The sequence below is a fragment of the Mesorhizobium sp. M0676 genome (assembly GCF_040320535.1).
Lineage (GTDB): Bacteria > Pseudomonadota > Alphaproteobacteria > Rhizobiales > Rhizobiaceae > Mesorhizobium.
Genome location: NZ_JAMYPU010000015.1, coordinates 102,644 through 128,658 on the forward strand (window position 1 = coordinate 102,644; position 26,015 = coordinate 128,658).

General features: G+C 63.0%; 25 protein-coding genes. 15 read left to right on the forward strand and 10 right to left on the reverse strand.

Going from position 1 to position 26,015, the window contains the following annotated elements; genetic code table 11:
• Positions 1-117 precede the first annotated feature (117 nt).
• The 3 genes from NKI35_RS18290 (at position 118) to NKI35_RS18300 (ending at position 1,803) form a co-directional block, all read left to right on the forward strand.
• Positions 118-879, forward strand: a complete 762-nt coding sequence (locus NKI35_RS18290; protein WP_023670093.1) for a Crp/Fnr family transcriptional regulator — start codon at positions 118-120, stop codon at positions 877-879.
• Between the two features lie 124 nt (positions 880-1,003).
• Positions 1,004-1,330, forward strand: coding sequence for an ElaB/YgaM/YqjD family protein (locus tag NKI35_RS18295; RefSeq protein WP_023670092.1), 327 nt, complete (start codon positions 1,004-1,006; stop codon positions 1,328-1,330).
• Between the two features lie 11 nt (positions 1,331-1,341).
• Positions 1,342-1,803, forward strand: coding sequence for a hypothetical protein (locus NKI35_RS18300; protein ID WP_023806538.1), 462 nt, complete (start codon positions 1,342-1,344; stop codon positions 1,801-1,803).
• A gap of 57 nt (positions 1,804-1,860) precedes the next feature.
• On the opposite strand, the gene NKI35_RS18305 is transcribed toward NKI35_RS18300, so the two are convergent.
• Positions 1,861-3,435 (reverse strand): sensor histidine kinase, encoded by a 1,575-nt coding sequence (locus NKI35_RS18305; RefSeq protein ID WP_502897149.1) that lies wholly within the window; start codon positions 3,433-3,435, stop codon positions 1,861-1,863.
• 112 nt (positions 3,436-3,547) lie between these two features.
• On the opposite strand from NKI35_RS18305, the gene NKI35_RS18310 reads away from it, so the two are divergent.
• On the forward strand, positions 3,548-3,775 hold the full coding sequence (locus tag NKI35_RS18310; RefSeq protein ID WP_023693688.1) for a hypothetical protein: 228 nt from the start codon (positions 3,548-3,550) through the stop codon (positions 3,773-3,775).
• A gap of 26 nt (positions 3,776-3,801) precedes the next feature.
• Here the strand turns inward: NKI35_RS18310 and NKI35_RS18315 are convergent, their stop codons facing one another.
• Positions 3,802-4,722, reverse strand: coding sequence for a diacylglycerol/lipid kinase family protein (locus NKI35_RS18315; RefSeq protein ID WP_023683959.1), 921 nt, complete (start codon positions 4,720-4,722; stop codon positions 3,802-3,804).
• Between the two features lie 258 nt (positions 4,723-4,980).
• Here NKI35_RS18315 and NKI35_RS18320 point away from each other — a divergent pair, with 258 nt between their 5' ends.
• Positions 4,981-6,285, forward strand: a complete 1,305-nt coding sequence (locus NKI35_RS18320; protein ID WP_023693689.1) for a PRC-barrel domain-containing protein — start codon at positions 4,981-4,983, stop codon at positions 6,283-6,285.
• A gap of 92 nt (positions 6,286-6,377) precedes the next feature.
• Here the strand turns inward: NKI35_RS18320 and NKI35_RS18325 are convergent, their stop codons facing one another.
• Positions 6,378-7,931 (reverse strand): alkaline phosphatase family protein, encoded by a 1,554-nt coding sequence (locus tag NKI35_RS18325; protein WP_352741167.1) that lies wholly within the window; start codon positions 7,929-7,931, stop codon positions 6,378-6,380.
• A gap of 217 nt (positions 7,932-8,148) precedes the next feature.
• Here NKI35_RS18325 and NKI35_RS18330 point away from each other — a divergent pair, with 217 nt between their 5' ends.
• The 4 genes from NKI35_RS18330 to NKI35_RS18345 all read left to right on the forward strand — a co-directional run bounded on the left by NKI35_RS18330 (position 8,149) and on the right by NKI35_RS18345 (position 11,318).
• The gene (locus NKI35_RS18330) at positions 8,149-9,081 is read left to right on the forward strand and encodes a VOC family protein (protein ID WP_352741169.1); all 933 of its coding nucleotides are present in this window, start codon (positions 8,149-8,151) and stop codon (positions 9,079-9,081) included.
• 4 nt (positions 9,082-9,085) lie between these two features.
• The gene (locus NKI35_RS18335; protein ID WP_352741171.1) at positions 9,086-9,718 is read left to right on the forward strand and encodes an alpha/beta hydrolase; all 633 of its coding nucleotides are present in this window, start codon (positions 9,086-9,088) and stop codon (positions 9,716-9,718) included.
• Positions 9,711-10,010 (forward strand): GNAT family N-acetyltransferase, encoded by a 300-nt coding sequence (locus NKI35_RS18340; RefSeq protein WP_352741173.1) that lies wholly within the window; start codon positions 9,711-9,713, stop codon positions 10,008-10,010. Before NKI35_RS18335 ends, NKI35_RS18340 begins: the two co-directional genes overlap by 8 nt.
• Positions 10,011-10,259: 249 nt before the next feature.
• On the forward strand, positions 10,260-11,318 hold the full coding sequence (locus NKI35_RS18345; RefSeq protein WP_352666303.1) for a dipeptidase: 1,059 nt from the start codon (positions 10,260-10,262) through the stop codon (positions 11,316-11,318).
• Positions 11,319-11,321: 3 nt separating this feature from the next.
• Here the strand turns inward: NKI35_RS18345 and NKI35_RS18350 are convergent, their stop codons facing one another.
• Genes NKI35_RS18350 through NKI35_RS18365 form a run of 4 tightly spaced genes read right to left on the reverse strand, consistent with a single transcriptional unit; the run spans position 11,322 to position 16,019 of the window.
• Positions 11,322-11,567, reverse strand: coding sequence for a hypothetical protein (locus NKI35_RS18350; RefSeq protein WP_352741175.1), 246 nt, complete (start codon positions 11,565-11,567; stop codon positions 11,322-11,324).
• Positions 11,568-11,569: 2 nt separating this feature from the next.
• Positions 11,570-12,796, reverse strand: coding sequence for an aminomethyl transferase family protein (locus NKI35_RS18355; protein WP_352741177.1), 1,227 nt, complete (start codon positions 12,794-12,796; stop codon positions 11,570-11,572).
• 51 nt (positions 12,797-12,847) lie between these two features.
• The gene (locus NKI35_RS18360; RefSeq protein WP_352741179.1) at positions 12,848-14,413 is read right to left on the reverse strand and encodes a phytoene desaturase family protein; all 1,566 of its coding nucleotides are present in this window, start codon (positions 14,411-14,413) and stop codon (positions 12,848-12,850) included.
• Entirely contained in the window at positions 14,400-16,019 is a 1,620-nt protein-coding gene (locus NKI35_RS18365) for a phytoene desaturase family protein (RefSeq protein WP_352650978.1), read from the reverse strand. Before NKI35_RS18365 ends, NKI35_RS18360 begins: the two co-directional genes overlap by 14 nt.
• 202 nt (positions 16,020-16,221) lie before the next feature.
• Between NKI35_RS18365 and NKI35_RS18370 the strand changes: the two genes are divergently transcribed.
• The 5 genes from NKI35_RS18370 (at position 16,222) to NKI35_RS18390 (ending at position 21,356) form a co-directional block, all read left to right on the forward strand.
• Positions 16,222-17,022, forward strand: coding sequence for a class I SAM-dependent methyltransferase (locus NKI35_RS18370; RefSeq protein WP_352741181.1), 801 nt, complete (start codon positions 16,222-16,224; stop codon positions 17,020-17,022).
• 27 nt (positions 17,023-17,049) lie between these two features.
• The gene (gene betI / locus NKI35_RS18375; protein WP_023708595.1) at positions 17,050-17,730 is read left to right on the forward strand and encodes a transcriptional regulator BetI; all 681 of its coding nucleotides are present in this window, start codon (positions 17,050-17,052) and stop codon (positions 17,728-17,730) included.
• A 58-nt stretch (positions 17,731-17,788) separates the two neighbouring features.
• Positions 17,789-18,871 (forward strand): ABC transporter substrate-binding protein, encoded by a 1,083-nt coding sequence (locus NKI35_RS18380; protein ID WP_352741182.1) that lies wholly within the window; start codon positions 17,789-17,791, stop codon positions 18,869-18,871.
• A gap of 116 nt (positions 18,872-18,987) precedes the next feature.
• The gene (locus tag NKI35_RS18385) at positions 18,988-20,064 is read left to right on the forward strand and encodes an extracellular solute-binding protein (RefSeq protein ID WP_352741183.1); all 1,077 of its coding nucleotides are present in this window, start codon (positions 18,988-18,990) and stop codon (positions 20,062-20,064) included.
• A complete protein-coding gene (locus tag NKI35_RS18390; RefSeq protein ID WP_352741184.1) occupies positions 20,061-21,356 on the forward strand; it encodes a flavin monoamine oxidase family protein in 1,296 nt (431 codons plus the stop codon). The genes NKI35_RS18385 and NKI35_RS18390 overlap by 4 nt, the downstream gene beginning before the upstream one ends.
• A gap of 40 nt (positions 21,357-21,396) precedes the next feature.
• On the opposite strand, the gene NKI35_RS18395 is transcribed toward NKI35_RS18390, so the two are convergent.
• The 3 genes from NKI35_RS18395 to NKI35_RS18405 form a co-directional block, all read right to left on the reverse strand.
• Positions 21,397-22,470 carry an ABC transporter ATP-binding protein gene (locus tag NKI35_RS18395; protein ID WP_023690124.1) on the reverse strand — a complete coding sequence of 358 codons (1,074 nt, stop codon included), beginning with the start codon at positions 22,468-22,470 and terminating at the stop codon, positions 21,397-21,399.
• Positions 22,471-22,561: 91 nt separating this feature from the next.
• Positions 22,562-23,386 carry an ABC transporter permease gene (locus NKI35_RS18400; protein WP_023690125.1) on the reverse strand — a complete coding sequence of 275 codons (825 nt, stop codon included), beginning with the start codon at positions 23,384-23,386 and terminating at the stop codon, positions 22,562-22,564.
• Positions 23,383-24,300 (reverse strand): ABC transporter permease, encoded by a 918-nt coding sequence (locus tag NKI35_RS18405; protein WP_023701363.1) that lies wholly within the window; start codon positions 24,298-24,300, stop codon positions 23,383-23,385. Before NKI35_RS18405 ends, NKI35_RS18400 begins: the two co-directional genes overlap by 4 nt.
• Before the next feature lie 292 nt (positions 24,301-24,592).
• Between NKI35_RS18405 and NKI35_RS18410 the strand changes: the two genes are divergently transcribed.
• Entirely contained in the window at positions 24,593-26,005 is a 1,413-nt protein-coding gene (locus NKI35_RS18410) for an aminotransferase (RefSeq protein ID WP_352741185.1), read from the forward strand.
• Positions 26,006-26,015 lie beyond the last annotated feature (10 nt).

Here is a 26,015-nt window from a genome sequence, read left to right on the forward strand (position 1 = left end):
ATGATCGCTATTTGCCATCCTGTCATTTAAAAAAGACATGCCGTCGGCAGCGGAACCGCGGCCTTACAAGGCGTAGCACTCAGTCTCTGGCAAGAGACTTTCGAAAGAGGGATCGAAATGTCTGGCCAGAATGGTCGTTCGTTTTCCAGCCGTCAGTACCCATGCGAGATCTGCCCGCTTCGGCCATTGCCGGTGTTCCGGGAATTCGAGAAGCAGGAGCTTGCCTATGTCAGCATGTTCAAGAAGGGCGAACTGGCCGTCGACAAGGGCGCCACAGTGCTGGTCGAAGGCAGCCAAAGTGCTCATCTCTACACCGTGCTTTCGGGCTGGGCCTTCCGCTACAAACTGTTGTCGGACGGCAGGCGCCAGATCCTGAACTACTCCATGCCCGGCGATCTTATCGGGCTGCAGGGCAGCCTGATGGGCGAAATGCAGCACTCGGTCGAGGCGCTGTCGCCCATGCTGTTGTGCGTCTTCGAGCGTGAAAACCTGCACGAGCTCTACCGCAACCATCCGGGCCTTGCCTACGACATTACCTGGCTGGCGTCGCGCGAGGAGCGCATGCTGGACGAGAACCTGCTCAGCGTCGGCCGGCGTACGGCGGTCGAGCGCACCGCCTATCTCATTGCCTTCATCGCCAGCCGCGCGGCGGCAGTCGGGCTCAACGGCAAGGCGCCGGTGCAAATCCCGATTACCCAGCAGCATGTCGCCGATACGCTCGGCCTGTCGCTGGTCCACACCAACAAGACGATCCGCAAGCTCATCGATCGCAAGCTGATCGCCTGGCGCGACGGCGGTTGCGAAGTGATCGATGGGGAGGGGCTGAAGGATCTCGCGCGCTGGGAGGGCCTAAGCGAAGGCCGTCGGCCGCTGATCTGACAGGCAGGCCTCCATCTGGGGCTGGACTCGCACTTGCAAACACCCTTTCATGGATACGGTCTCCGATTTCGGAACCATGACGTGTGTCGGGCGTTTGAAGCCAAGCAAACGCAAGGAGTTTAGAATGGCAACTGCCGCAGGAAAAACCGCCAACGAAAGTCAGACGAACGCCGACCTCGAAGCCGACATTCGGCAGTTGAAGGCGGATATCGAAAAGTTGACCAAGCAATTGGCCAAGACCGGCGAACATGGTTACGGCACGGCGCGGCGCGCTGCTGCCGAAGGCGTCGACCAGTTGCGCGCCCAGGGTGAAGCCGTCTTCGACAGCCTGCGTGGCAACGCCAAGGATCTTGAGGCCCAGATCACGGCCAATGTGCGCGAGAAGCCAGTTACTTCACTGGCGATCGCGGCCGGCGTCGGCTTCCTGTTTGCGCTTCTTGCCCGGCGCTAGTTTCGACAGAGATGGGCATGCTGGCACCGCTTATCTCGGCCTTGGCCTCGGGTGAAGCCATTGCCGCCATGCGCCGCGCGCGCACGGCGGCAATCGTCTACGGGTTCGCCGCCGTCGCTGCCCTGTGCGGCCTCGGGTTTCTCCTGGGGGCGGCCTACATCTGGGCGGCTGACCGTTATGGCTCGATGGCCGCCTGTCTCGGCTTCGCGGCTGGTTTCCTGGTACTGGCCGGGCTTATCGTGCTCATTCATCAACTTGCGGCTGGAACGCGTGCGCGCCGACGTGCGCGAAGGCGCAATGCCGACCTGAAGGCGCTCGGTATCACCGCGGCGCTTGCCGTGCTGCCGGCCTTGCTCAAGGGGAAAGGCGGGAAGGGCGTCATTCTCGGCCCGATGATCGCGCTCGCGGCCTATGCCATCTACCGTGAGAACGTCAAGCCGGACCGGGGCGATCCGGACAGCGAAGCCGACTAAAGCGCGCGCGCTGATACGCTGTTCCCGGGAAAACCGCTTCGCACTTCTGAAATTGCTTTAAGCCGGCAGATCTTCAAGCGGCATCGATATTTCGGCGAACACGCCTTCGCTGCGGAATTCGTGGGTCACTTCGCTCGATAAAACCTTGGCGAGGCTGCGGCGGATCAGGATAGAGCCGAAGCCCTGGCGTTCCGGCGGGTCGACTTTCGGCCCGCCGCTTTCGCTCCAGGTCAGCACAAGGCGGCGCGCGCCTTTCTTGCCCGCCGCCTTCCAGTCGACATCGACCTTCCCCGAGCCAACCGACAGCGATCCGTATTGCAGCGCGTTGCTGGCCAGTTCGTGCATGATCAGGCCGAGCCCCACCGCCTGGTCAGGCGAAAGCAGCAGCTCCGGACCGGAGATCACGATGCGCGGCCGTTCTGCCGAATCGAACGGCTTGACCTCGATCTGCATCAGTTCGCGAATACCGATGCCGCGCCATTCGCGATCCGACAGCAGGTTATGGGCAGCGCCCAGCGCCTGCAGCCTGGCGCCGAAGGCTTCCAGGAATTCGCTTGGGCGGCGAGCGTGGCGAACGGTCTGCGTCGCCAGCGCCTGCACCGTCGCCAGCGTGTTCTTGACCCGATGGTTGAGTTCGCGCAGCAGCAGCCTTTGTCGGTCCTCGCCGAGCTTGCGTTCCGAGATGTCGTAGTTGACGCCAAAGATAAGCGTCGGCTTGCCTTCGCCGTCGCGCTCGATGACGCGGCCGCGGGTGACTATCCAGCGCGGCGGATCGAAGCCTTTGACACGGTATTCGCCGAAATAGTCGTCGCTGCCGGTCAGGGCATCGCGAAAGCGCGTCTCGGTCTGGTAGACGTCGCGCGGGTCGATGGCGGCCAGAATGTCGCGCGCCCGCAGCCGGTTCGAACGCGGCAGGTTGAACAGCTCCGACAAACGCACGTCGCATTCGATCATGTCGGTGCGGATATCCCAGGCCCAACTGGCGAGCGAGGCGGCGTCGAGCGCTATGGCTCGGCGCTTTTCCTCCTGCGCCAAAGCAGCCGTGGCAATGGCGCCGCTGCGGGTGGCGTCCTTGAGGGCAAACAGGCTGGCGGCGAGGCTGGCCAGCGATTTCAAATGATCGAGCGCGGCAGCGGACGGAAATTCATGCGGCTCCCGGTCGAGTACGCACACCGTGCCGACGCGCGCGCCGGCGACCACCATCGGCGCGCCGACATAAAAGCGGACATGGTGTTCGCCGGTGACCAGCGGGTTGCGGGAGAAGCGAGGGTCCATGCTGGCATCCGGCACCACCATCGGCTCGTCGCCGGCGGCAATGGTATGGGCGCAGAACGATATGTCGGTCGCGGTTTCGGTCTCGTTAAAGCCGACACAGGATTTGAACCACTGTCGTTCGGTGTCGAGCAGCGTGACGAGCGCGATCGGCGCCTGCATCACGGCTGCGGCAAGGTCGGTGATGTGATCGAAGTCGGGATCGGAGTCGGTGTCGATCGCGTCAAGCCCGTGCAGTACGGCAAGCCGCTCCGGCGCCACCACGGCGCGGCGGACTTCAACCGGCAAACAAACCTGCTTCGGCACCTTGCTATCCACCAAGCCCCCTCGCTTGCAGGCCCCACCCGCGGTGGCGCGCATCTTGCGCGGCCGTCGCGCGCCGGAACTTTTGTAGCAAGCAATCGTTACCCCACCATGTTTCGCCAGCGATGGTTTTATCCACCATGCCGGTTGCACGATAGGAACGCCGCCGATGACCAAGATCGCCCCTGAAAACAAAGCCCGTCAGGGGCGCTGGGGTTGGCACGGCTTGCGCATACTGGTCGCCGCGTTGCTCCTGGCTTTCATTGCTTGGGGAGCGGCCGAGATTTATGGCCAAAAGATCGATCCAGATACCCCTGAAAGCCAGGGGCAGCCCACCGGCCAGACCGCGCCGGCCGACCAGAGCGCGCCAGCAGGCGAGGGGCAGTCGGGCGGCTAGGGTTTTCCTCGTCATTCGTAATCGCATCAGGCGGCCTTTGCCTGGGCGGCTTGCGCCGGAACCAGGACGTTCAGCGCGCCAGGGTGGATCTGGATTGTCGTTTCACGCTCCAGCTTGACCAGTTCGCCGTCGATGACGGCGCCGAATTTCTTGCTCCCTGTATGGATTTTCACGATTGCCTTGTCGGCCTGATGAGTTTCGACATGGTCGCTGTCGCGCCACCTGCCTCGAGCCATGTCGAAGAGCGCCCTGACCAGCTCGCCACGCTGCCGCGCCACGGTTACATAGATGCCGAGCACGCCGCCGGCAGGATTGTCGGCATAAGGCAGATGGCCTTCGCCAAACAGATTGTTGGAAATGCCGATGCCGCTGATGCGGGTCACGATTTCGGCTTCGCCGACCGTCAATGTCACCTTCATGGCTGGAGGATTGTTGATCGTCGTCCAAGCGGCCTTGGCCGAGGCGCGAATCTTTCCCAGGCGCGAGGCGAATTCCATATTGTCGCGCAGCTTCACCATCCTGGCGTGCAGGCCGATCGAGAACTGATGCACGAACGGCCGGCCATTCGCGCTCGCGATATCGACCGCCATGATCTCGCCGTCGGCAAAGGACTTCAGCGCGCCATCGATGGTCTGCGGAATTCCAAGGCCGCGGGCGAACAGGTTCATGGTTCCTGCAGGCAGGACGGCCAGCGCCTTCTTGCCATTCATCAGCCGCCCCGCGGCGGCCGAAATGGTGCCGTCGCCGCCACCGGCCAGCACGACGTCGATGTCGCGTCGCGCGGCGACCTTGTCGAGCGCCGCGACAATCTCCTTGCCGGCGACGATGTCGATATCGATGGAGTGACCAGCCGTCTCAAGCGTCTGGCGCATGCGGTCGGTTAGCGCGGAAAGATCGGTGGTCCGCAAGGTGCCGCCGTCCCGGTTCAGCACCGCTGCAAATCGCATGCCCCGCTCCGTGTTCTTTTTTAGTGGCCGGAATGCCAGCCGCAGGCTGAAACGGGCAAGCTTGGGAAAGGTTCCATCGGCCGGGTGGAAAGTCCGGCGATTCCACGGACTTGCCCGGGGTGTTTCGATGCTCCCGTTTTTTCGGAACAAGCGCCTTGTCACAACGTTGTGATCCCATTGGAGGCGCCGCCTTCGGTCTCCCGGCAAGTGGTTTGCCGATTGCGGCGCGCACGAGATCACGCAAGAGGAGACTTAATCATGATCCGCACACTGTTCGCGACGACCGCACTCGCAACGCTGATCGCTACCGGTGCGTTTGCGCAGTCAACGACGGCCCCGGCGACGACCCCAGCGCCGGCTGAAGCCCCTGCTACCATCGCGCCGGCGACACAACAGGCCGACGGCGCGCTGATGACCAATATCATCGGCGAGTCCGTCTACAATGGCACTGGCGACGATGCGCAGAAGATCGGTGACGTCAGCGACGTCGTCCTCGATGAAAACGGCCAGGCGAAATCCGCCATTATCGGCGTTGGCGGCTTCCTCGGCATAGGCAGCAAGAACGTCGCCTTCGACTACGGCAAGTTGCAATGGGTCGAGAGGAATGGTGACCGCTGGCTCGTCGCCGAGACGACGAAAGAAGCGTTGACGGCGCTGCCCGACTTCGACCGTAAGCCCTACGATCCGGCCTCGGCGCCTGCTTCCACGGCGCAGAACGACCCGCAGAAGCCGGTTGATCTCAACGCCGCGCCGTCAGAACCGGCGGTGAAACGCGCTGACGGCAATCTCGCAACCAACATCATCGGCGAGAATGTCTACAATGGCACTGGCGACGATGCCCAGAATATCGGCGACGTCAACGACATCGTGCTGACCAAGGATGGCAAGGCGCAGTCGCTGGTGATCGGCGTCGGCGGCTTCCTCGGCATGGGTGAAAAGAACGTCACCTATGATTTCGCCAAGGCGCGGTGGGCCGAAAAGAACGGCGATCGCTGGCTGGTGGCGCAGACGACCAAGGAGGAACTGCAGGCGCAGCCTGATTTCGACCGGAAGCCCTATGATCCGGCGCCCGTGACGACAACCTCCGACGCGACGCAGCCGACTGCTCCGGCTGCCCCGACGGCCGTTGCACCGGCTGACAATGCTCAGCCAGCGGACAAGACCGCGGAAGCTCCGGCCGGGACAAAGGCTACCGATCCGACGCAAACGGCAGCGATCGACAAGTCCACATTGACCGAAATGCCGGTCGGTAACATCAGAGGCGACGACCTGAAGGGCACCACCGTCTATGGCGCCAACGACGCCAAGGTCGGCGAGATCGGCGACGTCGTGCTCACGCCCGACAGCAAGCCAGATGCCGTCATCATCGATGTCGGCGGCTTTCTGGGCATCGGCGCCAAGGAGGTCGCGGTCGGCATGGACAAGCTCAAATTCATGACCGACAAGGACGGCAACAAATATCTCTACACCAACTTCACCAAGGAGCAGCTGCAGGCGCAGGCCGCCTATGACAAGGGCAGCTATGCCGAGAAGCGCGACCAGCAGCGGATGATGGTACAGTAAGGGAATAGGCAGTGGGGATTGGGCAGTAGGCGAAACCGACGAGGCATCAGGCCGCCAGAACATTCTACTGCCTACTGCCTACTGCCTACTGCCTACTGCCTACTGCCTACCCACATACCCACCACCCCTTCGTCCGTCAGCTCTGCAAGCGCCAACGACTGGTCGAGATGCTCGGCGCGCCAGGCAAGCAGCCGCTCGGCAAATTCAAGCCGCACGCTGAGATAGGCCGGGTCGGCGGCAACATTGGCCAGTTCGCCCGGATCCTTCTGCATGTCGAAGAGCAGCGGCGGCAGGCCGCCGCCGAAATGCACGTATTTGAATTTTTCCGTACGGATGACGGCGAGGTTGCACTGGCGCGAGCCGATGCCGAAATGCCGTCCGGCCTCACCGCTGGCAATGGAGCGGAAGTCGAACTCCCAATGCGCCGCGTCGCGCCAATCCTTAGGCGGTTCATCTTGCAGGAACGGTTTTAGCGAGCGGCCGTCGAGATGCAGCTGGGCGTCGGCGTCAAGTAGATCGAGCAAAGTCGGAAAGATGTCGACTGCCTCGGTGAAGTGGTTGACGATCGAGCCGGCTGCATTGCCGCGTCGTGGGTCGCGCACGATCAATGGGATGTGATAGCTGCCGTCGAAGAAGCCGCCTTTGCCCAGCATGAAATGGTCGCCCATCATCTCCGCGTGATCCGAAGTCAGCACGATGATGGTGTCATCCCATGCATTCGCTTTCTTGATCGCTTGCCAGATGCGGCCAAGCTGCGCGTCGACCTCCGAGATCATGCCGTAATAGATCGCGCGGATGGCCCGGATGTTGTCGTCGCCCCAGTCGCGCACGTGGCCGTCGGTGCCGGGGCGGAAGCTTCTCCGCTTCTGGCGACCAAGGTCGTAAGCCAGATAGGGATGGCTCTCAGCTTCCACCTGCCAACTTTCCTGGCGGCGGAAGGCAGGACCATCGGCTGGATCATACAGAGTGTTGTACGGCCGCGGCACCACAAAGGGCGGATGCGGGCTGATGAAGGAGACATGCGCGAACCATGGCGCATCCTGCTCGTCGAGCCAGCGAATGAATTCGCCGGCAAGAAAAGCGGTCGGCGTCTCGTCCCTGGAATAGACAGGCGGCGCGTTGGTCACGGCGTCGCCCGCTTCCCCGCCCACGGGGCGGTGAATGCCGGGAGAGCCCGCGCTGGTGTCGACGCCACGTGCCTTCAGCCATGACAGCCATGGTTTCTGATGCTCAGGCAGGAACTGGCGAACGCTGAAGCCGGGCAGCACGCCCTCATAGCTTTTCAGCCGGGGATCGCCCGGCGCCATCGTGCGCGGATCGGGCGAGACGTCGGTGTAGCCGAACAAAGTCGGATCATAGCCGAGGGCGCGGGCCGAAAGCGCCATGTTGCCGTGGCGGGCGTCGAGCGGCGTGCCGTTGCGGCAGACGCGATTGTTCATCTGGTAGAGGCCGGTGTAGAGGCACGCGCGGGCCGGCGAGCAGGGCGCCGCGCCGCCGTAATGCTGCATGAAAAGGACGCCTTCGGCGGCGAGCGCATCGGCATTCGGCGTCTTCACCACGGGATGGCCGGCAGCCGACAGGCAATCGCCCCGCCATTGGTCGCAGGAGATCAATAGGATGTTCGGGCGTCTGCTTTTCGCGGCCAATGCTCTATCCTGTCACGTCGGGAAGACGTTCAATGAACCGGAATTTGGCGGCAGCGCAAGCCTGTCAGTCTTGCTTAAATGGTGAACGAAAATTTCCTGCTGTTCACTATTAGGATACAGTCCATTCTGAGTTTGCCGCCTTTGCCATTGCCGGGCGGCCACTCATATAGGCGTGGACAGCGGCAAGAGCCGCAAACCGAAGGGAAGGAGCAAGACAATGCTCGACCAGATCAAGGGCCTGCATCACGTGACGTCGATGGCCGGCGATGCGCGCCAGAACAATGATTTCTTCACGCACAAGCTCGGCCTGCGCCGGGTCAAGAAGACCGTCAACTTCGACGCGCCAGATGTCTATCACCTCTATTATGGTGACGAGCACGGTACGCCCGGCTCGGTGATGACCTATTTTCCGTTCCCGGACATTGCCAGGGGCCGCCATGGCGTCGGGGAAGTCGGTACCACGGCCTATTCGGTGCCGGCCGGCACGCTCGGCTATTGGGAAAAGCGCTTCGCCGATGAAGGCGTTGCGGGTGTCTCCCGCGAAGAGACGTTCGGCGAGAAGCGGCTGGCCTTCGCCGGTCCCGACGGCGACGGTTTCGCGCTGGTCGAAGACAAAGCGGACAGCCGCGCGCCATGGTTGAAAGGCGGCATTCCTGCTGATGAGGCGATACGCGGCTTCCACTCGGTCTCGCTCAGATTGAAGGATGGTGGCGCCACGGAAGAGCTGTTGAAGTTCATGGGCTATGAGCAAGTGGACAAGTCCGGCAGTGTCAGCCGGCTCGCCATCAAGAACGGCAACGGCGCTGATGTCGTCGATATCGAATCGCTGCCTACCGCGGCCTTTGCCAATCTCGGCGCCGGCTCGGTCCACCATGTCGCCTTCGCGGTGGAGAACCGCGCCCAGCAGCTCGAAGTGCGCAAGGCGCTGATCGATACGGGTTATGGTGTGACGCCGGTGATCGACCGCGACTATTTCTGGGCGATCTACTTCCGAACGCCGGGCGGCGTGCTGTTCGAAGTCGCCACCAATGAGCCGGGCTTCGACCGCGACGAGGACACCGCCCATCTCGGCGAGGCGCTGAAACTGCCGACGCAGCACCAGCATCTGCGGCCCTATCTTGAAGAACATCTGCAGAAGCTGGAAGGCTGAGACGATGAGCAAGGAAGCTTACATCCATAAAGCGCTGCCGGGTTCGCCCGGCGGCCCGCTGCTCTTCGTCTTTCACGGCACCGGCGCGGACGAGAGCCAGCTGCTGTCGCTCGGGCGCGACCTCGCGCCACAGGCGACGATCGTATCGCCGCGCGGCGATGTTTCCGAGCATGGTGCGGCGCGTTTCTTCCGCCGCACCGGCGAGGGCGTCTACGACATGGACGACCTCGCGCGGGCGACCGCCAAGATGGCCGGTTTCATCAAGGCGCAGGTGGCGGCGGCAAGACCATCTTCGGTCTTGGGTCTCGGCTATTCCAACGGCGCCAACATCCTGGCGTCGGTAATGTTCGCCGCGCCCGAGCTGTTCGATGCGGCGGTGCTGATGCACCCGCTGATCCCGTTCGAACCGCAGGTGCAGGGCAGCCTTGCCGGACGCCGCATCTTGGTCACCGCCGGCAAACACGATCCGATTTGCCCGCCCAACCTGACGTCGCGGCTGGAAGCCTATTTGCGTGCCGATGGCGCCGATGTCACAGTGGAGTGGCACGATGGCGGCCACGAAATTCGGCCCAACGAGATCGAAGCGGCGAAGCGGCTTTTTGCCGATGCGCCGGTTGAAGGAGCAAGCGATGCCTGACCAGTTACCTGAGATCGAACTCGAGGACCGCGGCTCGAAGGGACGTTATGTCCTGCGCGGGCCCGGTGGCGCCGAGGCGGAAATGACCTTCACCAAGATCGGCGAGCACCAGATCATCATCGATCACACCGAAGTGCCGGACGTGTTTCGCGGCCAGGGCGCCGGCATTCGGCTTGTCACACGCGCCATCGAGGACGCGCGGGCAGTGGGCAAGAAGATCATCCCGCTCTGCCCCTTCGCCAACGCCCAGTTCCGCCGCCATCCGGAATGGGCGGATGTGCTGAAGCAATAGACCTTTTTCCCTTCTCCCCTTGTGGGGTGAGTTGCCGGTCGCCGAAGGCGAATTCATCGTGCCGATGGCACGATGAAAGGCCGGCGGACGCCGGGACGCTGCGAAGCAGCGGGGACCCGGCAGGTGGTCGGAGTCGCTCAGCCACAAGAGCGAACACCTCTCTGGCATTTGCGCAGTTCGGCCTTCTTGCCTAAGTACACAGTTCGCTGCGGTTCGTCCGCTCCTGCCAACTGACCGAATGGCTTCCTGATGACCGAATCCGATCTCGTCCCCGTCTTCGACGGCCACAACGACACGCTGCTGCGACTGTACCAGTCGAAAGACACCGACGTCGAAAAGCTGTTCATCGAGGGGACGCAGGGCGGTCATATAGATCTGCCGCGCGCCAAGAAGGGCGGCTTTGCCGGCGGCATGTTCGCGATCTTCCCGCCGCCGGTCGAGAAGAGCAAACGCTCTGCGGTGCCGCCGGCGCCGAGCGACAATGAGCCATTGCCGCCGGAACTGCCACGCGCTGATGCGCTCAATTCCACCATCGGCATGGCCTCGATCCTGTTTCGGCTGGAGCGAGCGGGGGCGCTGACCGTCTGCCGCAGTGCCGGTGACATTCGCGAGGCGATGGCGAAAGGTTCGATCGCGGCGGTGTTTCACATCGAAGGCGTCGAGGCGATCGATCCCGAACTTACCTTGCTCGACGTGCTCTACGAAGCCGGCCTGCGCTCGCTCGGCATTGTCTGGAGCCGACCCAACGCCTTCGGCCATGGCGTCCCGTTCCGCTTTCCGTCGTCGCCCGATACCGGACCGGGGCTGACCGATGCCGGCAAGGCGCTGGTCAAGGCCTGCAATCAGCTCAAGATCATGGTCGACCTGTCACATCTCAACGAAAAGGGCTTTCGCGATGTCGCCGCGCTCAGCGATGCGCCGCTGGTCGCCACTCATTCCAACGTGCATGCGCTGTGCACCCATTCGCGCAACCTGACGGACTGGCAGCTCGGCGCCATCCGCGAGACCGGCGGCATGGTCGGGCTCAACTTCGCAACCGGCTTCCTGCGTGAAGACGGACGGATGAACTCGGACACCAGCCTCGACATCATGGTGCGCCATGTCGATTCGCTGCTGCAGGCGCTGGGCGAGGACGGCGTCGGTCTCGGCTCCGATTTCGACGGCGCCATGATCCCGGCGGTCATCGGCGACGTTGCCGGCTTGCCAAAGCTGGTAGATGCGCTGGCCGCGCGCGGCTTCGGACGCGCGCTGATCGAGAAGATCGCCTATCGCAACTGGCTGAACGTTCTCGAAAGAACCATAGGCTGAGGCTTAAGCGCCCATGCGCTTCAGCCAATCCTGGCCGCCGCGATCCCTGATCATCGGCAGCGGGTTCTCCCAGTCCAGCCGCGCGCAGACGCGGTAGACTTCGAGCGTCTCGGCGCTCATTTCGCCGCGCTTGTAGAAGTACATGGCGGCGGCATAGCGGGTACGACCCGACCATTTTTCGCCGAGCGGCGTGTTGACCAGCTGCCACTGTTCGGCGGCTTCCGCCTCATCATCCGGTTCGTCGGCCATGATCAGAAATCCGCCGGCGGATTGGCGGTGCGGCGGTCGAGCTTGATGAAGGGACGGGCCACCACCTTGGCCCGCTTCATCAGCTTCTGGTACTGCAACTCGCGCATGGCGTAGATCTCGACCCAGAGGTCTTCGACCATCCTATCACCATAGGGACGCGTCAGCGAGGCGATGGCAATGTTGCGCTTGGCCATCGGCGACCACATGGCGGCGCTGACCAGCCCGACCTCCTGATGCTTCTTGTGATAGACGATGGCGTGTTCGGCCGGGATGTTGCCTTCGATCTCCAGCCCGACCAGCACATGGCGCAGCTTGCGTTTGGCGCGCGCTTCGAGCATGGCGCGGCGGCCATTGAAATGGCCTTTTCCCAAATCGACCATAAAGCCGAGACCGATATCGTCCGGCATGCGCAGACGGTCGGCGCGAATGGCATGCTCGGCGGTGGTGAAGTCGGCATTGGCGACGATGAGGCCGGCTTCCAGCCGAGCGCGGTTGAGGGCGGCGTAGCCGATGGCGCGGATGCCGCGCAGTTCGCCTGCCCTCATCAGGCGGTCCCAGAGGCTGAGCGCTTTTTCGGCCGGCACGAACAGTTCGTAGCCGAGATCGCCGGTGAAGCCGGTGCGTGAGATGGTGACGGTGCTACCGTCATGCGGGAACTCGGCGAGATCGAACACTTTGAGTTTTTCAACGCCGGCAAAGCCGGCCTCGCGCAGCACGGCGAAGGAGGTTGGGCCTTGCAGAGCGAGACCAGCGACGCTTTCAGTCTCTTCTTCGACGGTCACTTCGAAACCGATGGCGCTGTCGAGCAGCCAGGGCAGGTGCCGCTCCTGCGAACACAGGCGGAAGCGGGTCGGCGACAGCCGGAACAGCGTGCCGTCATCGAGGACAAAACCTTCGTCGTCGCACCATGCGGTGTAGTGGACGCGGCCCGGTTTCAGCTTGGTGACATCGCGCAGCGTGACGCGATCGAGGAAGGCTTCGGCATCCGGCCCCTCGATGCGGTATTTGGTCATCGGCGAGATGTCGAACAAAGCCGCCTGGCTGCGGATGGCGAAATATTCGAGTTCCTCGTCCCACAGCGAATGCGGCGCGCGATAGCCGGCCCAATTGTACCAGTCCTGAGTTTTGGCCAGCGCATCGATGCGCGGCTGGAACGGCGTGCCGAGACGCAAGGTGCGGAAATGGCCCTGCGCTGGGGTGCGGGCGGCGTTGTTGATCTGACTCGTCATCACGGCATTCCTTCGCCGTAGAGTGCGGCGTTGACTGGCTGAAACATCCGGTCATCCCTTCGTCGCTATGATGCGCCGCGCCGCATTAAAACCGGGAGCACCCGAAACGCCGCCGCCTGGATGCGAACCGGCGCCGGCCAGGAACAGCCCCTCGATCGGCGTGTCGTAGCCCGACCAGCCGGAGACCGGCCGCGACATCAACATCTGGTCGGCCTGCAATTCGCCGTGGTGCCAATGGCCCCCCGGCATGCGGTAGTTGGCTTCGATATCGGCTGGCGTCAAAAGCTCGGCATGCAGCACGGACTTGCCGATACCGGGGGCGTAGGCTTCGAGCTGCGCCATAACAGCCTTGAGAAATTTCGGCTTGCCGGCATCCCAACCCTCTTTCAGCGCATAAGGCGCGTATTGCACGATCGCCGACAGCACGCAGGCGCCGCTTGGCGCGAGCGACGGGTCGGAGAGCGAGGGCAGTGTGATCTCCATCACCGGTTCGGCTGAGAACTCGCCATATTTTGACGGGTTGAAGGCGCGCTCGACATGGTCGGCCGAGGGCGCGATGACCAGACGGCCCTTGTGATTATCGGCGTCGACGCCGGAAAATTGCGGTGGCCGATCGAGCGCCAGATGGAGCTTGGCAGCGTCGCCCTTCATGCGGATATTTTTTACCTTGCGCACGAAACCCGTGTCGATCTCGCGCGGACCGACGAGATCGAGCATGGTCGTCGCCGGGTTGACGGCGGAGACGATCGTTCTGGCGTGCAGCACCTCGCCGCCGTCGAGGGTCACGCCGAGGGCGCGGCCTTTCTCGACGACTATTCTGGCCACGGGCGCTGCCGTGCGGATGGTGACGCCGGCTTTCTCCGCCGCCGCGCGGATCGCGGCGACGACCGCACCCATGCCACCTTTCGGCAGCATCTGTGCCCCTGCCGCACCGCCGGTCTCGCCGGCCAGCCGATAGTAGAGGCCGAGCAGGGAGGTCGGCGAACGCGGGCCGAGATGGCTACCAAGCGTGGCGTCGAAGGCAAGCAGGCCCTTCAGCCTGATATCGGCAAGCTGCTCGTCGAGCAGGTCGGCGACGTTCATCAGGAGAACGCGCAGAAAGTCGCGCATGTCTTCCTTGCCGAGCTTTTTCAGCGCCACGGCCGTCTGGCCGAGCGCTGCCGTTTCAAGCAGCGACATGCCACCGAGATCGGGCGGGCGCCGCGACAGGAACGGTTTCAGGATGCCGGCATAGCGCATGAGTTGCGCGCGCAATTCCTTCCAGGCGGACTGCTCGGACGGAGTGGAGCCGGTCAGCACTTCGCCATAGGCGCCATGCAGGACAAGCGGCGGGCCGTCCTTCGCCAAGGCGACCGACGGCATGAAGTCTGTACGGGTGACCTGCAGCCCGTGTTTCTCCAGCTCCAATGTCTTCACCACGTCGGGGTGCAGGCGGTTCAGCACATGCGCGATCGAGGAGACCCGAAAACCCGGCGCAAACTCTTCGGTGCGCGCCGCGCCGCCGACATCGCCAGCGGCTTCCAGCACCAGCACCTTGCGGCCGGCTTTCGCCAGAGTGGCGGCAGCGACAAGGCCGTTATGGCCGCCGCCTATGATGATGGCATCAAATGACGTCATGGGCCGGGCTCATATGGGAGGTCGATTTGGCGAGATCGCGCAGGATTTCGGCTGCCGCATTGCGGCCGGGCGCGCCCATGACGCCGCCGCCGGGATGGGTCGAGGATCCGCATATATAGAGCCCGCCGACCGGCGAACGGTATTGCGCGTAGCCCGGCACCGGCCGGTTGAACAGCAGCTGGTCGAAGGTCAGCTCGCCCTGGAAAATATTGCCTTCGGTCAGCCCAACCTCGGCTTCGATCTCGCGCGGCGTGCGAACCTCCATGTGAACGATGCGGTCGCGGAAGCCCGGCGAGTATTCCGCGATCTGCGCGACCACGCTTTCGGCGAAGCCGTCGCGGTCGGTATCGGTCCAGTCGCGGCCGTTCACCTTGGGCGGCGCGTACTGCACGAAGCAGCTCATGAAATGCTTGCCCGGCGGCGCCATGGTCGGGTCGAGCGTCGTTGGGATGACCATGTCGAGGAATGGGTCGGCCGACCAGCGACCGGCCTTCCAGTCGTCATAGGCGCGCTCCATGCGCTCCATGGAGTCGGTGAAATGCATGTCGCCGCGATAAACGGGCGAATCCTTCGGCAGTGCCGGGAAATCGGGCAGCGAATCCAGCGCGATGTTGACCTTGCCGGACGAGCCGCGGACCTTGAAGTTCCTGACCCGACGCAGGAAAATATCGGGCAGTTCCTTCTCCTCGACCAGTTTCAGGAATGTGCGTTTGGCGTCGGCGTTGGAGACGACGAGCTTGCCGTAGACCTCCTCGCCGCCGGCCAGCACCACGCCCTTGGCCTTGCCTCGGCTCACCAGCACATGGTCGACCTCGGCGCCGGTACGGATGGTGCCGCCGGACCCCTCGAAGGAAGCGGCGAGCGCCTTGGTGACAGCGCCCATGCCGCCGCGCGCATAGCCCCAGGCGCCGACCGAGCCGTCGACCTCGCCCATATAGTGGTGCAGCAGCACGTAGGCCGTGCCGGGCGACATCGGCCCGAGCGCGGTACCGATAATGCCGGACAAAGCGAAGTTCGCCTTGATGACATCGGTCTCAAAATATTCGTCGAGGAATTCCGAGATCGACATGGTCCAGAAGCGCAGCGTCAGCGCCATTTCTTCTGATGACAGGCCGGCGAATTTCCTGCCGAGATAGAGAAGCTCTCCGAGGTCACGCGGCTTGAGACTGGTCGGGTCCGGTGCGGTGCGCATCAGCAGCGGCTGGATGAAGCGGCACTGCCGCGTCACGTCGCGCGAATAACGGTCATAGGCCTCGGCGTCGCGCCTGGAGAAGCGGGCAAATTCGCGCCGGTGCGCATCGTGATCGCGGTAGTTGGCGAGGTAGTCGCCATCGCGCGTGAACACGGCGCCGCCCTCATAGGAAATCACCTGCAAGCCGAAGCGCGGCAGTTCGAGGTCGCGCATGATCTCGGGGCGAAACAGCGAGCAGACATAGGAGCAGTTGGAGTAGAGGAAGCCCGGCGTCAGCTCGCGGCTGGTGGCGGCGCCGCCGACCCAGTCGTTCTTTTCCACCACCAGCACGTCGAGCCCGGCGCGTTGCAAATAGCAGGCGTTGACCAGGCCGTTGTGTCCGCCGCCGATGACGATCGCATCCCAAGCTTTCATTCGCGCCCAGCCTTCATGGTGCTCGACCCTTCATTTTTCGCGTGATTTGTCGCCGAATGCGCGGAATTTGGCACGGCAGCGGCTATTCTGTCCAGCCGTTCTGAATGAATGTTCAACAAATTATATTGCGTTTTCCTGTTAATACGCTACGCTTTGCCGGCATTCGAACCTGCGCAATTCGGCTGATGGGACTTAAAGTCTGATGATCGAAACGGCAGATGGCGAGCCGGAATATGACGACGCCGCGATCCGCTTCCTCGAGGCGCTGTGGGGCGAGGGTTATCTGTCGCCGGGCGGACCCGACGAGGTCGACCGGGTGGTCGAAGGCCTGTCGCTCAAGGGCAAGACGATCCTCGACATAGGCTGCGGCTCCGGCGGCATCGCGTTGCATCTGATCGAGCGCCACGGTGCAGCCCATGCCACCGGCTTCGACATCGAACGCCCGGTGATCGAGGCGGCCAGAACGCGGGCTGCTGCACGCGGGCTCTCAGACCGCGCCAGCTTCATCCAGGCGTCACCCGGAGCGCTGCCTTTCACCGATGGCGCCTTCGATGTTGTGTTCTCCAAGGACGCGCTTTTGCATGTGCGTGACAAGGACGCGCTGTTTGCCGAAATCTTCCGCGTGCTGAAACCGGGCGGCGTCTTTGCCGCCTCCGACTGGCTGATCGGCCATGACGGCGAGCCGTCATCTGAGATGAAGGCCTATGTCGCGGCCGAAGGCATGTCCTTCGCCATGGCCTCGCCGGCACGCTATGCGCAAGCGATGCGCAGCGCCGGCTTTGCCGATGTCGCCGTCAGAGACCGCAATTCTTGGTATCGCAAGGTCGCGCGCGGCGAGCTGGAAAGGCTGAAAGGCCCGCTCTACCAGACGGCGGCAGCCGCAGTCGGAGCGGCCTATATCGACAAGAACATACGAACCTGGGAGGCCATGCAGAAGGTGCTTGACAGTGGCGAGCACCGTCCCACTCATCTTCGCGGGTGGAAGCCGGCTGTGGTGGGATAGCCGGCAATGTGGAGCATGACGGCACCGATGAAAGCTGCAGCGCGCGAAGAGCGATCCTCCGACACGTCTGGAAAAACCGAACCGGAAAAACGCGGCCGCAAGGCGTCGAAGGAGGTCAGGCAACAGCAGCTGATCGAAGCGACCATCGATTCGCTGGCCAAGCGCGGTTATTCGGAAACGACGATGGCCGATGTCGCTGACGGCGCCGGCCTGTCGCGCGGCATCGTCAACTTCCATTTCGAGAGCAAGGAGAAGCTGCTCGTCGCCACGCTTGCCTATATGGCCGACGAATATGCGGCGCATTGGCGCGTCGCGCTGACCAAGGCCGGCGAGGATCCAGCCCGGCAGCTGCGGGCGCTGGTCGCCGCCGATTTCGACCGTTCGATCTGCAACAAGCGCAAGCTCGCGGCCTGGTGCGCGTTCTGGGGCGAGGCCAAGTCGCGGCCGACCTACCAGGCGCTGTGCGGCGCACGCGACGCGGCCTACCAGAAGATCTTCATCGACCTCTGTGCCACGCTCAAGCAGGGCGGTGGTTATGCCTATGAGCCGCAGGTCATGGCGCTCGCGCTCAGCGCCATGCTGGAGGGCTTGTGGCTGCGGCTGATGATGGGGACCGAGGACGTCACCCGTGAGAGCGCGCTGCAGGCGGCAAACGAATTCCTGTCGGCCGCCTTTCCGAAACACTACCGGCCGGGCAGCGGACGTTGACAACAACCGGCAGATCCAAGCCGGAGCGAACAATCAAAAACAAAGAGGATGGAACAGCATGAAAAGAATAACCCGACGCCTGACACTGACATTGGCGCTGACGGCGACGCTGGCTGGTTCGGCCGCGGCGATTGCGGTCGCCGCCGACAAGGACCTGATCGTGTTCGACTGGTCCGGCTATGAGGACCCGAGCTTCCACCCCAAATATGTCGAGAAGAACGGCGACTCGCCGACCTTCGCCTTCTTCGGCGACGAGGACGAAGCCTTCGAGAAAGTGCGCTCCGGTTTCAAGGCCGATCTCGGCCATCCCTGCTCGCAGAGCGTGACAAAGTGGCGCGAGGCGGGGCTGCTGCAGCCGATCGACACCTCGAAAATCACCGGCTGGAAGGATCTCAATCCCGGCATCATGGCGATGAAGGATCTGGCCACCACTTCGGACGGCAAGGCCTGGTTCATGCCGTGGGACTGGGGCAACACCCAGCTCACCTACAACTCCGACAAGATCGACGCGAAGGATGTGCAGTCGCTGAAGGCCTTCGCCGATCCCAAGTTCAAGGGGCGGGTCTCAATCGGCGACAATGTCGACGACGCCTATGCGCTGGCCAGCCTTGCCATCGGGCTCAAGGACTGGACCAAGATGACGGACAACCAGTTCAAGCAGGCTTCCGACTTCCTGCGTCAGGTGCACAAAAATGTCCGCTCCTACTGGACCGATACCACCGACGTCGTGCAGTTGCTGAGCGGCGGCGAGGTCGATCTCGCCTGGGCATGGAACGATGCCACGGTACAATCCGTCGCTGCCGGTGTGCCGATCAAGTCCAAGAAGGATACGGACGAAGGCATCTCGACCTGGGTCTGCGGCTACGTGCTGTTCAAGGACGCACCCGGCAATGTCGACAAGGCCTATGACTACCTCAACGCGATCAACGATCCCGAGACCGCCAAGGTGCTGGTCAAGGACTGGGGTTATGGCCAGGCCAACGCCAAGGGCATGGCCGGCGTCGACCCGGCGATCCTGAAAGAAAAGGGCTATGACGACGTGCAGAAATTCGTCGACAAGACCCTGTTCCAATCGCCCGTGCCGTCGTCGCTCAAGCTCAAGATGATCGCCGAATTCGAGAAGATCAAGGCAGGCTACTAAAGCTCTGTCCGGCCTCCTCCGTCTGCCTGTCAGTGCGCCGGGCAGACGGTCTCGCCAAGGCCGCTGAAATTCCGTAACGTCGCCCGGCCGCTTTTCGCGATGAGGAGTTTCGCGCCATGAATTCCATGCTTCGCCGCCTCGCCCTTGCCGCTGCTCTTACAGTCGGCGCCGGCGCCGTGCTTGCTTATGCCGAAGGCGGCGGCGATCTCGTCGTGTTCGACTGGTCAGGCTATGAAGATCCGTTGCTGCACCCCGACTACACCGCCAAATACGGCGCCGAGCCGACCTTTGCTTTCTTCGGCGACGAGGAGGAAGCGTTCCAGAAGATGCGCGCCGGCTTCAAGGCCGACATCGCCCACCCCTGCTCGCAAAGCGTGACCAAGTGGCGCGCGGCCGGCATTCTGCAACCGCTCGACACCTCGCGGATCGCCGGCTGGAAGGATCTCAATCCCGGCATCATGGCGATGAAGGATCTCGCCGTCACCGCCGACGGCAAGGCCTGGTTCATGCCGTTCGACTGGGGCAACACTTCGCTGCTCTACCGCACCGACAAGGTCACGGCGGAGGAAGCGCAGTCGCTGAAGATTTTCGCCGATCCCAAATTCAAGGGCCGCGTCACCATCGGCGACAATGTCGATGACGCCTATGCGCTGGCCAGCCTGGTCATCGGCCTCAAGGACTGGACCAAGATGACCGACGCGCAGTTCCAGGAGGCGTCCGCCTTCCTGCGTGACGTCCACAAGAACATCCGCTTTTACTGGACCGACGACACCGACCTCAACCAGGCCTTTACCGGCAATGAGGTCGACCTCGTCTGGGGCTGGAATGAGACCTTCGTGACGCTCAAGGGCCAAGGCATGCCGATCGCCATGAACCGCGACACCAGGGAAGGCATATCCACCTGGGTGTGCGGCTATGTGCTGATGAAGGATGCGCCGGGCAAGCTCGATCAGGCCTATGATTTCCTCAGTGCGGTCAACGCGCATGCCGTGTCCGATTACTTGGTCAAGACCTTCGGCTACGGCCACGGCAACAGCGCCGGGATGGCCGCGATCGACCATCAGGTGCTGAGCGACCGTAGCTTCGACAATCTCGACAAGTTCTTGGACAAGACGCTGTTCCAGCAGCCGGTGCCGCCTGAGCTCAAGCAGCGCATGGTCACGGAATTCGAGAAGATCAAGGCCGGCTATTGAGCGACAGGACTGAAAGAACCGATGTCGTCATCGTCGGCGCCGGTTTCACCGGCCTGTCGGCTGCGCTTGAGCTGAGAAAGGCCGGCATCGATGTCGTGCTGCTCGAAGCACGCGATCGCGTCGGCGGCAGGGTCGAGGCTATTCGCAACGGGCTTGGCGAGCGCATCGACAGCGGCGGCCAGTTTTTCTGCGAAGACATGCCGGAGGTGACGGCGCTGGCCGCGTCCCGTGGCAAGGCCTTCGTCGAAACCTATGTGAATGGCGATTTCATCACCCATCCATCGCTGTCGGTCGAAGAGGCCGAACGGACCTATCATGGCGCGATGGCAATCCGCGAGCGGATGAATGCGATCGAGCCGGACGATCCCTCGATCGCCGGCATGAGCGCTGCCGCCTGGCTCGAACGCCAGCATGATCCCACTGACGCCAAGACGGCTTTTCGCTCGATGATCGAAGGCCTGTGGTGCCTGGCGATGGACAAGGTGCCGCTGTGGTACCTCATCGACAATGACCGCCGCATCACCAACGAGGTGCCTGAGCTGCAATATTCGCTGCTCGAAACCATGCAGTCGCTGGCCGAGGATATGGCCGGAGATCTCGGCGACAGGGTTTGGCTGAACGAGCCGGTTACGCGCATCGAGCACGGCCCGCAAGGGGTTCGTGCCGTCTCGGCAGGCAGCTCCATCGAAGCGCGAAAAGTGCTGGTCGCGCTGCCGCCGGCGACGGCCGCGAAGCTGGATTTCGCGCCCGCTCTGCCGCCGGCTCTCGCAAAGGCGCTCGGCGTCTGGGAAAGCGGTGCGGTGATCAAGATCCTGGTGCGCTATCCCACGCCGTTCTGGCGCGAGCGCGACCTGTGCGGCATGGTGATGTGGCGCGACCTGCCGGGCCTGTTCGCCTGTGACGCCAGCAAGGATGCGCAACATGCCGCGCTGGTCGTCTTCGTCGGCGGACCACTGGCGTTGCGTTGGCGTCCGCTCGCGGACGCGGCGCTGCGTGCGGAGGTCACGGCAAGGCTCGTTGATGCCCTTGGCCCGGAGGCGGCCGGCATTGTCGATTTCAGCCAGCGCGACTGGATCGATGACCGCTGGAGCGGCGGCGCCTACAGCGACCTAATTGTCGATGTGACGGCACGGGATGCCGAGCGCACGATCCGTGCCGGCGCTGCCCCGGTTCATTTAGCATCGTCGGAACTGTCGCCGTCATTCCCGGGCTATGTCGAAGGCGCCATCGTGATGGGGCGGATCGCAGCCAAACAGATCGCGACGGAACTTAAAATTCTTAGTGGAGCATGATCTTATTCCGAAAATCGGTTCCCACTTTTCGGGATCATGCTCAGTCCGCCATCGCCACCAGGGCCTCGGGATCGTAGCCGAGGCGGACCGACGTGCCGACGGGGATATCGTCGGCGCCGAAGTCGTTGGTCTCGGTGACCGACAGTGGCTTTTCCAATCCGGGTATCTCGACGATCAGGTGGGTGATCTCGCCAAAATAGTGGCGTTCGACCACCTTGCCGGCCACTTCGAATTTCGCCGTCGCATTGTCCCACAGCACGCGCAATCGCTCCGGCCTGATGCCCAGAGTGGCGCCGCCGCCATTGCGCATGAAGGCCTTCGGCTTGTCGGTCCTGACGCGGCCGAAGCCCAGCGTGTCGACGACCAGCGAGGCGGCATTCTCCTCTATGATCTGCGCTTTTACGAAATTCATGCCGCCGAGGAAATCGGCGACCTGGCGGTTGACCGGCCGCTGGTAGATTTCCTTGGGCGAGGCGACCTGGGCGATCTTGCCGCCGAACATTACGGCGATGCGGTCGGACATAGCGAGCGCCTCATACTGGTCATGGGTGACCAGCACGAAGGTGATGCCGACCGCCTGCTGCAGGCGGCGCAGTTCGACCTGCATCTGCTCGCGCAATTTCTTGTCGAGAGCCGACAGCGGCTCGTCGAGCAGCAGCACCTTGGGCCGCATCACCAAGGCGCGGGCGAGCGCCACGCGCTGGCGCTGGCCGCCGGAAAGCTCGGTGGCGAGGCGTTTGCCGAGGCCGGTGAGCGACACCTGCGCCAGCGCTTCCTCGACGCGGCGCTTTTCTTCCGTTCCTCCCAGCCTGAGCCGTTTCAGCCCATAGGCGACATTCTGCTCGACATTGAGATGCGGGAAGATGGCATAACTCTGGAATACCATGTTGGTCGGCCGGCGGTTGGCGGGGATGCCTTCCATCGACTGGCCGCCGACCGAGATCGAGCCGCTGGTCGGGTTGTCGAAACCGGCAATCATGCGCAGCAGCGTGGTCTTGCCGCAGCCGGAAGGGCCGAGCAGCGAAAAGAACTCGCCCTCCTTGATGGTCAGCGAGGCGTCGTCGAGCGCCTTGAACGCCCCATAGCTGCGGGTAACGCTGCGGATTTCGATCATTGCTCGGTCTGTTTGGGGTCGATCAGATTGGGCCCGCTCGGACTTATCCTGCTTGGATGGCTCATCCTGAGGCCGTTCGGCCCGGGACTGCTCAGGCATAGAGGCCTCCCTCGCTCTGGGTGCGTCTGGCCGCATGGCGGCGCAGGATCTCGGCAACGGTCATCAAAACGAAAGAGGCAACCAGCAGCAGCGTGCCCAGCGCCAACACACCCGGCAGCTTGGCGGCAAAGCGCAACTGGCCCCAGATATAGATCGGCAGCGTCGTCTCGGTGCCGGTCAGGAAGAAAGCGATGACGAACTCGTCGAGCGAGATGGTGAAGCAGACCAGGAGGCTGGAAATGATCGCCGGCGCCACCATCGGCAGCGTCACCCGCCGGAAGGTGCCGAAGGCACTCTCGCCGAGATCGGCGGACGCTTCTTCGAGGCTGCGGTCGAAGCCCTCGAAACCGGCGGTCAGCACCGTCATCGAATAGGGAATGCAGATCAGGACATGGCCGAGCACGACGGTGAACAGCGACAGGCTCAGGCCTAACTGCAGCATGACCAGCAGCATGGAGATGGCGAGGATGATTTCCGGCAGCACCAGCGGCGCCATGATCAGGCCATTGATTGTGCGGCGGCCGGGATAGCGGTAGCGGGTGATCGAGCGGGCGGCGAGGATGCCGAGCAGCGTCGACAGCACCGATGCCGAGATACCGACGATCAGGCTGTTCCAGGCGGCGTCAAGCAGCGCCGGCGTCTTCGGCAGGTCTTGGTACCATTTCAGCGTATAGCCGGTGAGAGGAAATTTTGGCGTCGGCGCGGTGTTGATCGAGAAGATCGGCAGGAAGATCACCGGCAGATAGAGAAAGACGACGTAGAGGAGGGCGTAGGCGGACAGCCAGCCGCCGGGGAAAAGGCGCCGCCTCGCCGTCATCGCGCCAGCCTCTGCAGCGCGCGGATGATGAGCACGGTGGCGCCCGCCATCAGCGTCACGACCAGCATGGTGGTCACGGACAGTGCCGCGCCCAGTGGCCAGTTGGAGGCCTTGTGAAACTGCGACTCGATGGCATTGGCGATCATCACGCCATCCTTGCCGCCGACCAGCCTTGGGGTGACGTAGTCGCCGACGGTGGGGATCATGACGATGAGAGCGGCCGAGATGACGCCCGGCGCCGACAGCGGCAGCGTCACGCGCAGGAAGGAGCGCAGCGGGCCGTCGCCAAGATCGGTGGCAGCCTCGACCAAGGTGCGGTCGACCTTCTCGAGCGAAACGAAGATCGGCAGGATGGCGAAGGCCGCCCAGGCGTGTGTGAGCGTGATGATGACGGCGCTGGAATTGTAGAGTAGCGCGGTCGATGGTTCGTCGATGATGCCGAGGCCCATCAGGCCGGAATTCAGCACGCCATTATAGCCGAGGATGACTTTCCATGACATCACGCGCAGGAGATAGCTGGTCCAGAACGGGATGGTAATCAGGAACAGCCACAGGCTCTTGTGGCGACCGCCATGGAACGAGATGAAATAGGCGATCGGATAGGCGAGGATGACGGTGAAAAAGCTCACCGTCAGGGAAATGTAGAGCGAGCGCCACAGAAGATCGCGGTAGATCGGCTCGGTCAGCGCGATGCGATAATTCTCCAGCGTGAATGTATGGTCGATGGTGAGGTAGTTCTGCGTCCAGAAGGAGTGGGCGAAGACCACCAGGATCGGCACCAGCAGCAGGATCAAAGCGTAGACCAAGGTCGGGCTGATCAGGGCAAGGCCCTGGACGGATTCGGACTGCAGAAGGGCGTTTCGCCTTGCTCGCGTCATGCGTCGCGTGGGCACCCCTTCGGCAGCTACCGTCATTGCAGCGACCCGGGCGTGATCTCGGTTGCTGGCTCGAACTGTTCCGCCATGATGCTCCCATTGACCGGGCCGGCTGCCTGTTCCCAATTTTTGCGGAGCGCGCTTTGCTGGCCGCGCTCCAAGCTTGCCGGCTTTCTTTCATCATGAGCGCATCCGTGCATTGAAATCAAGCGCTATTTCTGTAATATTGATTGAACGGACATTCAAAATGAAGTGAAGAAAGCCGGCTTTCCTGCCCTTGGCGCTTCGCTTTCTGTCCGGTGAAATTACGCTCAGACGATGAGAGGCAATGATGGCGGCTGCAAGAGACCTAAGAGCGATGGAAATGGCTGACGGTGGCGATGCGGTCGAGCTGGCCAAGCGCCATCTCATCCAGCCCTGGCCTTATGCCGGCTCGGTCGGCAATGAAGCGCGTGCGCTGATCGGCGAGGGCGATGGCATCTACATCACCGATGTAACAGGCAAGCGACTGATCGACGGGCCGGCCGGCATGTGGTGCATCAATGTCGGCCACCGCCGCGAGGAGCTGGCCAGGGCGATGTACGACCAGGCGATGATGCTGTCCTACAACACGCCCTGGTATACGATGAATGCGCCGTCGGCCGAGCTCGCCAAGCGCCTCGCCGATCATGCGCCGGGCGATCTCAGCCATACCTTCTTCACCACCGGCGGATCGTCGGCTGTCGAGACGGCACTGCGCTTCATGCAGTTCTACAACAATGTGCGCGGGCGGCCGGAAAAGAAGCTGATCCTCAGCCGCGGCGGCGCCTATCACGGCTCGACCTATCTGTCGGCCTCGCTCAACGGCCGGCCGCGCGACCGCGACTGGATGGACGGCGCCGACGATCTGGTCGTCAAACTGTCCTCGCCAGACCCGTTCCGGCGGCCGAAAGGCATTGACATCGCCGCCTTCTGCGATTTCCTGGTCGAGCAGTTTCGCGATACGGTCGCCCGCGTCGGCGCAGAGAAGATCGGTGCTTTCGTCGGCGAACCGGTGCAGGCATCCGGCGGCGTCGTCGTGCCGCCGGATGGCTATCTCAAGCGCATTCGCGAAATCTGCAGGGACAACGATATCCTCTATATCTCCGATGAGGTGGTGACCGGCTTCGGGCGGCTCGGCCATGTCTTTGCCTCCGGCGATGGCTTCGGCATCGACCCCGACATGATCACCTTCGCCAAGGGCGTTACATCAGGCTATTTCCCGCTTGGCGGCGTCATCATCTCGGAGCGGCTGCTTCAGGAAATGCGCCGTTCCAACCATCCCGATGCGATGTTCGGCCATGGCCTGACCTATACCAGTCATCCCATCGGCTGCGCGGTGGCGCTGAAGAACCTCGATATCCTGGAAGACAGCGTGCTGGCCCACACGCGCGATGTCGCGCCCTATTTCCAGGCGCAGTTGAAGACGCTGGAGGAACTGCCGCTGGTTGGCGAAGTCCGCGGCATGGGCCTGATGGGCTGCGTCGAGTGCGTAGCCGACCGCGAAAGCAAGGATCCGCTGCAGCTCGACAAGGATGTCGGCAAGCGCATCGACGCGCATTGCCACGAACTCGGCCTCCTGGTCCGGCCGCTGATCAACATGTGCGTGATGTCGCCGCCGCTGATCATCACGCGAGAGCAGATCGACGACATGGTGGCGATCCTGCGCGAAGGCATTTCGCGGACCATGGATGATCTGCGCAAAGAGGGCGTGTGGCAGGGGTGACTGGCAGTTC

Coding starts and splice junctions, on each gene's coding strand:
- NKI35_RS18290 (WP_023670093.1), top strand. CDS start 118: ATGTCTGGCCAGAATGGTCGTTCGTTTTCCAGCCGTCAGTACCCATGC.
- NKI35_RS18295 (WP_023670092.1), top strand. CDS start 1,004: ATGGCAACTGCCGCAGGAAAAACCGCCAACGAAAGTCAGACGAACGCC.
- NKI35_RS18300 (WP_023806538.1), top strand. CDS start 1,342: ATGGGCATGCTGGCACCGCTTATCTCGGCCTTGGCCTCGGGTGAAGCC.
- NKI35_RS18305 (WP_502897149.1), bottom strand. CDS start 3,435: ATGCGCGCCACCGCGGGTGGGGCCTGCAAGCGAGGGGGCTTGGTGGAT.
- NKI35_RS18310 (WP_023693688.1), top strand. CDS start 3,548: ATGACCAAGATCGCCCCTGAAAACAAAGCCCGTCAGGGGCGCTGGGGT.
- NKI35_RS18315 (WP_023683959.1), bottom strand. CDS start 4,722: ATGCGATTTGCAGCGGTGCTGAACCGGGACGGCGGCACCTTGCGGACC.
- NKI35_RS18320 (WP_023693689.1), top strand. CDS start 4,981: ATGATCCGCACACTGTTCGCGACGACCGCACTCGCAACGCTGATCGCT.
- NKI35_RS18330 (WP_352741169.1), top strand. CDS start 8,149: ATGCTCGACCAGATCAAGGGCCTGCATCACGTGACGTCGATGGCCGGC.
- NKI35_RS18335 (WP_352741171.1), top strand. CDS start 9,086: ATGAGCAAGGAAGCTTACATCCATAAAGCGCTGCCGGGTTCGCCCGGC.
- NKI35_RS18340 (WP_352741173.1), top strand. CDS start 9,711: ATGCCTGACCAGTTACCTGAGATCGAACTCGAGGACCGCGGCTCGAAG.
- NKI35_RS18345 (WP_352666303.1), top strand. CDS start 10,260: ATGACCGAATCCGATCTCGTCCCCGTCTTCGACGGCCACAACGACACG.
- NKI35_RS18350 (WP_352741175.1), bottom strand. CDS start 11,567: ATGGCCGACGAACCGGATGATGAGGCGGAAGCCGCCGAACAGTGGCAG.
- NKI35_RS18355 (WP_352741177.1), bottom strand. CDS start 12,796: ATGACGAGTCAGATCAACAACGCCGCCCGCACCCCAGCGCAGGGCCAT.
- NKI35_RS18360 (WP_352741179.1), bottom strand. CDS start 14,413: ATGACGTCATTTGATGCCATCATCATAGGCGGCGGCCATAACGGCCTT.
- NKI35_RS18365 (WP_352650978.1), bottom strand. CDS start 16,019: ATGAAAGCTTGGGATGCGATCGTCATCGGCGGCGGACACAACGGCCTG.
- NKI35_RS18370 (WP_352741181.1), top strand. CDS start 16,222: ATGATCGAAACGGCAGATGGCGAGCCGGAATATGACGACGCCGCGATC.
- betI (WP_023708595.1), top strand. CDS start 17,050: ATGAAAGCTGCAGCGCGCGAAGAGCGATCCTCCGACACGTCTGGAAAA.
- NKI35_RS18380 (WP_352741182.1), top strand. CDS start 17,789: ATGAAAAGAATAACCCGACGCCTGACACTGACATTGGCGCTGACGGCG.
- NKI35_RS18385 (WP_352741183.1), top strand. CDS start 18,988: ATGAATTCCATGCTTCGCCGCCTCGCCCTTGCCGCTGCTCTTACAGTC.
- NKI35_RS18395 (WP_023690124.1), bottom strand. CDS start 22,470: ATGATCGAAATCCGCAGCGTTACCCGCAGCTATGGGGCGTTCAAGGCG.
- NKI35_RS18400 (WP_023690125.1), bottom strand. CDS start 23,386: ATGACGGCGAGGCGGCGCCTTTTCCCCGGCGGCTGGCTGTCCGCCTAC.
- NKI35_RS18405 (WP_023701363.1), bottom strand. CDS start 24,300: ATGACGGTAGCTGCCGAAGGGGTGCCCACGCGACGCATGACGCGAGCA.
- NKI35_RS18410 (WP_352741185.1), top strand. CDS start 24,593: ATGGCGGCTGCAAGAGACCTAAGAGCGATGGAAATGGCTGACGGTGGC.